5 protein-coding genes are annotated in these 7,255 nt (G+C 72.9%); 2 read left to right on the top strand and 3 right to left on the bottom strand.

Annotated elements, in window-relative coordinates; translation table 11 throughout:
- Positions 1-197: 197 nt before the first annotated feature.
- Positions 198-656 (bottom strand): ATP-binding protein, encoded by a 459-nt coding sequence (locus ACFXGN_RS11985; protein WP_384856815.1) that lies wholly within the window; start codon positions 654-656, stop codon positions 198-200.
- 301 nt (positions 657-957) lie between these two features.
- Positions 958-1,905, bottom strand: coding sequence for a hypothetical protein (locus ACFXGN_RS11980; protein ID WP_384856811.1), 948 nt, complete (start codon positions 1,903-1,905; stop codon positions 958-960).
- A gap of 29 nt (positions 1,906-1,934) precedes the next feature.
- Here ACFXGN_RS11980 and dapE point away from each other — a divergent pair, with 29 nt between their 5' ends.
- Together dapE and ACFXGN_RS11970 are read left to right on the top strand one after the other, a co-directional pair.
- Positions 1,935-3,029 (top strand): succinyl-diaminopimelate desuccinylase, encoded by a 1,095-nt coding sequence (gene dapE / locus ACFXGN_RS11975; protein ID WP_384856808.1) that lies wholly within the window; start codon positions 1,935-1,937, stop codon positions 3,027-3,029.
- Positions 3,030-3,134: 105 nt separating this feature from the next.
- Positions 3,135-3,884: a TIGR00730 family Rossman fold protein gene (locus tag ACFXGN_RS11970; RefSeq protein ID WP_384856805.1), complete on the top strand. Its 750-nt coding sequence runs from the start codon at positions 3,135-3,137 to the stop codon at positions 3,882-3,884.
- A gap of 109 nt (positions 3,885-3,993) precedes the next feature.
- On the opposite strand, the gene ACFXGN_RS11965 is transcribed toward ACFXGN_RS11970, so the two are convergent.
- Positions 3,994-6,297 carry a M9 family metallopeptidase gene (locus tag ACFXGN_RS11965; RefSeq protein ID WP_384856802.1) on the bottom strand — a complete coding sequence of 768 codons (2,304 nt, stop codon included), beginning with the start codon at positions 6,295-6,297 and terminating at the stop codon, positions 3,994-3,996.
- Positions 6,298-7,255: the final 958 nt, after the last annotated feature.

Raw genomic sequence — 7,255 nt, 5'->3', positions numbered from 1 at the left:
GCGGCGCCGGTCCCCCCTTCCGCCCGCGCCCGGGGCCCCCGGCCTCCCCCCGGCCCCGGCCCGGGGGGGGGGCGGGGCCCCCCCCCCCCCCCCCGCCCCCCCCCCCCTGTCCGGGTGCGGTCCGCGCCGTCGTCGGCCGCGGCGCGGGCGCCCCCGGTGGTCCGGCCGGTGGTTCAGCCGGTCGTGGGGCCGGTGGTTCAGCCGATCGGGAGGCCGCCGAGGGTCTGGCCGGTGGGCAGGTTGCCGAGGCCGCCGCCCAGCGCGCCGCCGGTCGGGCCCTCGGCGCTCTCCGCCGCGGCGCCCGCCGTCTTGCCGATGACCTCGCCCGCGCTGCCCGCGGTGTCGCCCGCGACCTTCTGGGCGACCGGGGTGGCGGTGCGGCCCGCCGTGCCGACGGCCTTGCCCGCGGCGGGGACGGCGGTGCCGACGGCCTGGGAACCGGCGGCGCCGACGACGCCGGTCGCGGTCTGCGCGGCGGTGTCCACGGCGGTACCGGCCCCGGCGGTGTCCAGGGCGGTGAGGCCGCCGAGCGCGCCGGTCGGCGAGAGGTTCTGGTCCAGGGCGCTCGCGGAGCCGGCCGCACCGACCACGGGGGCCGCTCCGGCCGCGATCAGGAGGGCGACGCGGGCGATCCGGCGGGTCATGGGGAGGGACATGGTGCTCCTTCGACGAAGTGCGAGGTGGTGTTCGGTCGCACTGACAACCGGCTCTGGGGCGGGTGAGGTTGCGGAGGTCGAAGGTAAAGAATTGGCAATGCGTCGTATTGTCGGGTGGGGAGGAAAACGGACGAACACGTCATTGCGCAGCCAGTTGGCGAACCGTCACTTCCCTTGTGCCCCAAGGGAATCGGACGGCCGGGGCGCACGCTGTGAAAAGCGGCTCGGAGACGTGGTGAATTTCTTCCGGCCCACCCCGCGTCCATGCCGCGCCCGAGTGAACCACCGTACGGATGACCGGTTAGGGAGCGAGCCGTACGCGGACCGATTCCCCGTCCGTGGCAAGCGCCCCGGACACCTTCGACCAGCCGCCGCGGGCCTCGCCCGCGCGCCACGAACGGTCCCCGAAGGTCACCTCGGTGATGCGCAGCGTCTCCGCCCGCGCCACCGCCCACTGCGCCAGCTCCCAGCCGCGCCGCTCGTCCTCCCCGGCACCCGGCGCCGCCCCCGCGCCCCGCGCCGCGCGCACCGGCACCAGCAGGACCGGCGGCCCGGCCGCCGACCGGCCCGCGCCGGGACCGCCCGTCACCGCCTCCGGCGCCGCGCCCTTCCCGAACGCCCGCACCAGCTCCGCCCGCACCCGCTCCGGATCGCCCGGCACCCCGTCCGGGTCGCCCGTCGTACAGGACAGGGCGGCGGGGGAGCGGCCGGTCAGCGCCGCCGCGAGCAGCGCCGCGTCCGGCTCGTGCTTCGCGTACGCCTGCGGGAACCCGCTCTTCTGCACCTTCTGCGCCGCCACCGTCAGCGGCAGCCGCGAATACCCCGGGACCTTCTCCAGGCCCGCGTAGAACCTCTCCGACGCGTACACCGGGTCCAGGACCTGCGCGGGCGTCCCCCAGCCCATCGAAGGCCGCTGCTGGAAGAGCCCGAGCGAGTCCCGGTCGCCGTGCTCGATGTTCCGCAGCGCCGACTCCTGGAGCGCCGTCGCCAGCGCGATCGTCACCGCCCGCTCCGGCAGCCCCCGGCCGGTGCCGACGGCCGCGATCGTCGCCGCGTTCGACGCCTGGTCCGGGGTGAACGTGTAGCGGTTGTCCCCGCTGCCGACGCTGCACCGGGGCGTCCCTCTGCTCCCCGTCACCTGGTGGAAGGCCACGTAGGAGGCGAGGCCGAGGAGCGCGGCGAGGGCAGCCGCCGAGCGGGCGAGACGGCTGCGACGGGCGGGGCGGATGGGGTCGGACACGGGGCCCACCGTACTGGAGGCCGCGTTAGGGTCGGCACATGGCAGACATCACCGCGCACGGCGGCATCCTCGACCTGTCCCAGGACGGAGCCGCGCTCACCGCGGCCCTCGTCGACTTCCCGTCCGTCAGCGGGACCGAGCAGCCGCTCGCGGACGCGATCGAGCGGGCCCTGCGCACCCTGCCGCACCTCACGGTGGACCGGTACGGCAACAACGTCGTCGCCCGTACGCGCCTCGGCCGCTCCGAGCGCGTCGTCCTCGCCGGTCACATCGACACCGTGCCGATCGCGGACAACGTGCCCTCGCGCCTCGACGGGGACGGCGTCCTGTGGGGCTGCGGCACCACCGACATGAAGTCCGGGGTCGCCGTCCAGCTGCGGATCGCCGCCACCGTCCCCGCGCCCAACCGCGACCTCACGTTCGTCTTCTACGACAACGAGGAGGTCGCCGCCGACCTCAACGGCCTCGGGAAGATCGCCGCCGCCCACCCCGAGTGGCTGGAGGGCGACTTCGCGGTCCTCCTCGAACCCTCCGACGCCCAGGTCGAGGGCGGCTGCCAGGGGACCCTGCGGGTGATCCTGCACACGGCGGGCGAGCGCGCCCACTCCGCCCGCTCCTGGATGGGCTCCAACGCCATCCACACCGCCGCCCCGATCCTCGCCCGCCTCGCCTCGTACGAGCCGCGCAAGCCCGTCATCGACGGTCTGGAGTACCACGAGGGCCTCAACGCGGTGGCGATCGAGGGCGGTGTCGCCACCAACGTCATCCCCGACGCCTGCACGGTGACGGTCAACTACCGGTACGCCCCGGACCGCTCCCCGGCCGAGGCCCTGGCGCACGTCCGGGAGGTCTTCGCCGACTGCGACATCGCCGACCTGGTCGTGGACGACGAGAGCCCCGGCGCGCTGCCGGGCCTCTCCCACCCGGCGGCCGAGGCGTTCATGAAGGCCGTCGGCGGCAGCGCGCAGCCCAAGTTCGGCTGGACCGACGTGTCCCGTTTCAGCGCCCTGGGCGTGCCCGCGGTCAACTACGGCCCCGGCGATCCCATCTACGCGCACAAGCGGGACGAGCACGTCGTCGTGGACCGGATCCACCACTGCGAGGCACGGCTCCGCGACTGGCTGACCGCCTGACTTCCGTAATTTCGCGTTTCGTCACCTCTGTGGTCCTACGCTGACCGGACCAGAAGATCAGCCGGCGGCCGGAAGCGGGCCGCCGATCGGCGGAGGGAGCAGGCCATGGGCATTCCCGAGGGAATGGCGAAGCCCGAGGAGCAGCGACTCGGACCGGTGCTGAGGCGGCGGGAGCAGGTCCAGCCGGGCACCACGGACCAGCGGCTGCTCGACACCGAGGGCGACTCCGAGTGGGTGCACACCGACCCCTGGCGGGTCATGCGCATCCAGTCGGAGTTCGTCGAGGGCTTCGGGGCACTGGCCGAACTGCCGAGCGCCATCAGCGTCTTCGGCTCGGCCCGTACGAAGCAGGACTCGCCGGAGTACGAGTCGGGCGTCCGGATCGGCCGGGCGCTCGTCGAGGCCGGTTTCGCGGTCATCACCGGCGGCGGTCCGGGCGCCATGGAGGCGGCCAACAAGGGGGCCAGGGAGGCCAAGGGCGTCTCGGTCGGCCTCGGCATCGAGCTGCCCTTCGAGCAGGGGCTCAACCAGCACGTCGACATCGGCGTGAACTTCCGCTACTTCTTCGTCCGCAAGACGATGTTCGTGAAGTACGCGCAGGGCTTCGTGGTCCTGCCCGGCGGCCTCGGCACCCTCGACGAGCTGTTCGAGGCGCTGACCCTGGTCCAGACCCGCAAGGTCACCCGCTTCCCGATCGTCCTCTTCGGCACGGAGTACTGGAAGGGGCTCGTCGACTGGCTGCGCGACACGGTCGTCGCGGGCGGCAAGGCGTCCGAGCGGGACCTGCTCCTCTTCCACGTCACGGACGACGTGGACGAGGCGGTCAGGCTGGTGACGAAGGAGGTCGGCCGCTAGCCGGGCCGCCCCGGGGCGAGGAACGCGGGCCGCCCCGCCCCCGTGTCGTACGGGGGCGGGGCGGCCTTTCCACGGGCAGGGTCGGGCCGGACGGCGGCCCGGTGCCGGGTCAGTACTGGACGGAGACGCTCGCCCCCGCGAAGTTCTGCTTGGCGTGCAGGCTGATGTAGACGTAGCCGGTGGGCGGGTTGTTCACCGTCAGGGTCTCGGTGTTGCCGGTCTGCACCGAGCGGCTGGTGTACGAGCCGGTGGTGGCCCAGCTCGACGCGTTGTAGTAGAGGTCGGCGTCACCGGTGCCACCGGCGGTGGTGATCGTCAGCTGCCGGGTCCCGGCCGGGACGTACAGGTAGTGGTAGGAGTAGTTGGCGATCGTCGCGGACAGGTTGCCGCGCGAGCAGTTCTGGTCCAGCTGGCGCGGGTCGGCGCCGGTGCACTCGGGCAGCGACGGGCCGGGGCCCGGGTCCGGGACGGTGGCGCAGGCACCGGCGGCGCAGCTCGTCAGCCAGGCGTCGAAGTCGGCGTCGTAGCGGGTGCCGATGGTGGTCTTCAGGAGGGTGCGGGCACCGTTCCAGTCGCCGGTGCGGTACTTGGCGAGCACGGCGTCCACGTCGGCGCGGTGCTTCTCCATCATGTAGCGGACGGCGAGGTAGCCCCAGCGGTAGGTGCGCTCGGTGTTGGTGTTCTCGTAGGTGGTGTCGAAGAGGGTGCTCAGGGAGTAGGTGTGGCGCCCGGCGGCGGCGGTGGCCGCGTCGTAGGGGAGCTTGCGGTAGGAGTAGGAGACGTACTCGGCGAAGCCCTCGATCCACCAGATGGTCGGGGTGGACACGCCCGCGGTGAAGTCGCCGTACATGTTGAAGCGGCCGTCGAGGTAGTGCGTGTACTCGTGGTTCAGGTTCCACACCTGGAAGTCGGGCCGCACGCGGGTGTCCTCGTAGGCGAGGAACCGGGGCTGGTTGCCCGGGGTGGCCGGGTTGCCCTCCAAATACATGCCGCCGTTGTCGGTGTCGATGCCGTAGATGGCGGCGGCGAACACCTGGTAGTCGAAGCTGGTGTCGAAGACCACGACCTCGATGGTGGTGTTGAGGTCGTCGGCGACGGGACCCCGGTCACGGGCCACGGCGTGGAAGAACGCGTCCTGCTTCTGGAGGCTGTCGCAGGCCGACGCGAGGTTGTCGGCGGTCACCTGCTGGGCCAGCACCTTGATGGAGGGGCTACAGGTGTGACTGACCGTCAGGATGCCCGCGCGCAGCCGGGCGACGGAGTCGGCGGTGCCGTAGTCGGCGGCGTGCGTGGGGTCGTACGCCTCGACCATCTCGGCGACGGCGGCCCACAGGTAGGCGGCGGTGCCGCTCGGGGCGCTCTGGTCCGCGAGCTGGCGCATCAGCGGCTTGAGCTTGGGCAGGAGGGCCGGGTACTGGAGGAAACGGCCCAGCTCCCGGGCGCCGTTGTACGGCAGGTAGCCGTAACCGCCGGTGAAGAGCGCCTTGTTGCGCGAGACGAAGGAGTACAGGTCGTCGAGCAGGCTCGGGTCGGCCTGGACGGCGGCGAGGAAGCCGTTGGTCTGGTGGCCGCGGAAGAGCACGGTGAAGACGTTGTTGACGGCGCCGGGCATTCCCGCCACGGAGTTGTAGGTGCCCGCGTCGTAGGCGTTCAGGAGCCGCTTCACGACCGGCAGGTAGCGGACGTTCTCCTGGGCGCTGTCGATCAGGATGACGGTCTCGCCGAGGGTTCCCGCGTTGGCGGTGGTGACGTCCTTGGAGCGGGCGTTGCCGAAGAAGCCGTCGAGACCGCCTCGGATCGCGGTCTGCAGGGTCGTGCCGTAGGAGCCGACGTCCGCCGAGTGGTACCACTGGACGTAGTAACCGGCGCGCAGGAACAGCACCAGCTGGTAGGTGGAGGTGCTGTTGTCGCCGGGGTAGGCGACGGCGTTGTCGCGGAGCGCGTTGGCGACGGTCGTCATCTGCGCCTCGCGGAAGGCGCCGTAGGCGTCGCCGCCGGTGAGGTTGAACAGCTCGTTGACGCAGCCGGGTTCGGCGGACTTGATCTGCTGCACCAGGGCGCTGCCGGTGCGGCTGGTGAAGTCGCTGACGTTGCAGGCGGCGGCGGTCAGGGACCGGGAGGCGGAGAGCCGGGCGGTGGCGGCGGGGCTGGCCGGCGGGAGGTACGGGGTCCTCTCGGCGGCGTCGACGGACCCGGTCGTCCGGTCGGCCTCACGGGTCTCCGGGGCGAGGTCGGGCGCGGGCCGCGGGGCGGACCGCTCCGCGTTCTGCGCCGTGGGGGCGGGAGTGGGGGCGGGGCTCGGGGTGGCGGCCTGGCTGAGCGGCGCGAGCAGTCCGAGCGCCAGACAGGACGTGACGGTGGCGGTCAGGAGCCGTACGCGGTACGGCAGTCCCGATATCCGGGCGGATTTCACCTAGGCCTCCAGGCCTTGTGCCGGCCGCGTGGGTGGCGCGGCCGGAACACAGTGGGGGATTGATTGATGATGCTCCGTCAAAGTGGGGCGGAACGTGGGTACAATTTCACACGTCACATGGCTGTGGGAAGGGTGCGGACAGAACCCACGGCGCCGCCCGCGCCCCGACGGGGGTGGCGAGAAAGCACCGCCCGGGCCCCCTCCCTGATGGGGCCGGGTGAGAGCCCCCGGCGCGACCCGAAGGAAAAGATGAGCAAAGAACCCCCGAACACCGAAAGACCTTTGGGTGATGGAGCCTTGACGGAGCTTCAGGTCACGAGGCGGGGGTGCGATGGGGCTGCGGGCCGGGGCCCGGGCTGAGCCCGACACGGCGCCCGGTCGCGCCCGTCGGCGTCCGGGCCGTGGCCGGGGGCGCGCTCATGGGGCAGGGCCGGGGCCTTGCCCGCCGGGCGTACGGGCACGGCGGGGCCCGGGGCGTACGGGCGTGGGCGGGAGATGCCGGAACCGGTTGCGGCGCCCCGCCGGGGGAGCCGCACCTCCTCAAGGGTCGGGTGTGCCTGGCCGCGTGGGCTGCGGCCGTCCCCGGCCAGCACTACTTCGTGCCTCCCCAGGGGGTGTGTCCGATCGCGTGGATCGCCGACTTCCCTGGCAGGTGCTGCCCGGACCTCCTCAGAGACTGTGTGCCGACCATGTGGACCACCGACGCCCCCGATAGGCGCTCCCCGCGCCTCCTCAGGGGCTGTGCGTCCGATCGTGTGGGCCGCCGACGCCCCTGGCTGGCGTCGCCCGGACCTCCTCAGGGGTCGTGCGCCCGACCAGGTGGGGAGTCGACGTCCCCGGCTGGCGCTGCCCGCGTCCCTTCAGGGATCGCGTGTCCGGCCGCGTGGGCCGTCGCCGCCACCGCCCGGACCTCCTCAGGGATTGTGTGCCCGACCACGCGGACTGCCGACGCCCCTGG

Source organism: Streptomyces sp. NPDC059247 (assembly GCF_042754005.1).
GTDB lineage: Bacteria > Actinomycetota > Actinomycetes > Streptomycetales > Streptomycetaceae > Streptomyces.
Note: the sequence above shows the minus strand (reverse complement) of the source record. Positions and strands in the feature narration are given on the sequence as shown.

Bases quoted from the DNA above. Each gene is read 5' to 3' on its own strand.
- ACFXGN_RS11985 (WP_384856815.1), bottom strand. From the start codon at position 656: ATGTCCCTCCCCATGACCCGCCGGATCGCCCGCGTCGCCCTCCTGATC.
- dapE (WP_384856808.1), top strand. From the start codon at position 1,935: ATGGCAGACATCACCGCGCACGGCGGCATCCTCGACCTGTCCCAGGAC.
- ACFXGN_RS11970 (WP_384856805.1), top strand. From the start codon at position 3,135: ATGGGCATTCCCGAGGGAATGGCGAAGCCCGAGGAGCAGCGACTCGGA.